Origin of the sequence: Pseudoalteromonas sp. DL2-H2.2 (assembly GCF_021532535.1) — a bacterium.
Lineage (GTDB): Bacteria > Pseudomonadota > Gammaproteobacteria > Enterobacterales > Alteromonadaceae > Pseudoalteromonas > Pseudoalteromonas rubra_A.
Genome location: NZ_JAKGBD010000038.1, coordinates 1 through 1,099 on the forward strand (window position 1 = coordinate 1; position 1,099 = coordinate 1,099).

Here is a 1,099-nt window from a genome sequence, read left to right on the forward strand (position 1 = left end):
TTTTGCCAAATCAATTCCAATTAGACATACTTTCATCTGAACACCTCTTGTGAGTTATATTGAATCGTCAAATCAATATTGGCGCATTGCGACGCCGTTTGCACTTGAGGTGTTCATCTCATCATCCATGTAGCGACGCCCATCGCGCATCCATGCGCTCACCTTCTCATGCTGCGAAGCTGTGGTGACTCCAGGCTTCCTGCCTTACGCTCTTCGAGCCAGCGTAGCTGTTCAAAAATATTCCAGATATTTTTGTCGTTCATTCGTCGCCCTTGCGCAAAGGAAATGCCAGTGCAAGCACTGTGTCATTATCCTTTGCACGATAGCTGCGAAGCGGTGGTGACTCCAGGCTTCCTGCCTTACGCTCTTCGAGCCAGCGTAGCTGTTCAAAAATATTCCAGATATTTTTGTCGGTCATTCGTGGCCCTTGCGCAAAGGAAGTGTCAGTGCAAGCACTGTGTCATTATCCTTTGCACGATAGCTGCGAAGCGGTGGTGACTCCAGGCTTCCTGCCATATGCTCTTCGAGCCAGCGTAGCTGTTCAAAAATATTCCAGATATTTTTGTCGTTCATTCGTCGCCCTGCGCAAAGGAAATGCCAGTGCAAGCACTGTCATTACCCTTTGCACTATAGGTGGCATTCTCTACAAGGTAATGTTGGTGCTTGAAGCTACAATCGTAGAGTAATCTACAGATTGCAGTAACACTGTGAGAAAGGTCGTTTCCTTGTAAAAGGTGCGGCCTTTTTTCATGCCTGAAAGATGAGAGAAGTAACGGGTTCAGTTAAATTGGCTCATTTCACCTTTTTGAAAGGGGAATATCTGTTCGAAAACATATCAAAAAACACCTTTTTGTTTGTATTTTGTCCGAATGCACCGTTTTTCTCACTTTTCTTCAAAAAAGGGGTTGCGCTGAGTTTCGATTTCCCTATAATGCGCATCCACCGACACGGGACGCTCGCTACGACGTAGAACGCTGAAAAGCAAAGAGCCAAGTGACGGGAAAGCCAAACGGAAAGCTTAATTAAGAAAAATTAAATTTTCTAGTTGACTTTAAAAGTGAAGCGGTTAATATGGCGCTCCACTTCGCAGCAAGGCTGC

General features: G+C 45.4%; 2 protein-coding genes. Both read right to left on the bottom strand.

The features are described from left to right. Positions 1-259: 259 nt before the first annotated feature. The gene (locus L1285_RS23485; protein ID WP_235414550.1) at positions 260-418 is read right to left on the bottom strand and encodes a hypothetical protein; all 159 of its coding nucleotides are present in this window, start codon (positions 416-418) and stop codon (positions 260-262) included. Beyond that, the gene (locus L1285_RS23490; protein ID WP_235414551.1) at positions 415-573 is read right to left on the bottom strand and encodes a hypothetical protein; all 159 of its coding nucleotides are present in this window, start codon (positions 571-573) and stop codon (positions 415-417) included. Before L1285_RS23490 ends, L1285_RS23485 begins: the two co-directional genes overlap by 4 nt. Positions 574-1,099 lie beyond the last annotated feature (526 nt).

Coding starts and splice junctions, on each gene's coding strand:
- L1285_RS23485 (WP_235414550.1), bottom strand. CDS start 418: ATGACCGACAAAAATATCTGGAATATTTTTGAACAGCTACGCTGGCTC.
- L1285_RS23490 (WP_235414551.1), bottom strand. CDS start 573: ATGAACGACAAAAATATCTGGAATATTTTTGAACAGCTACGCTGGCTC.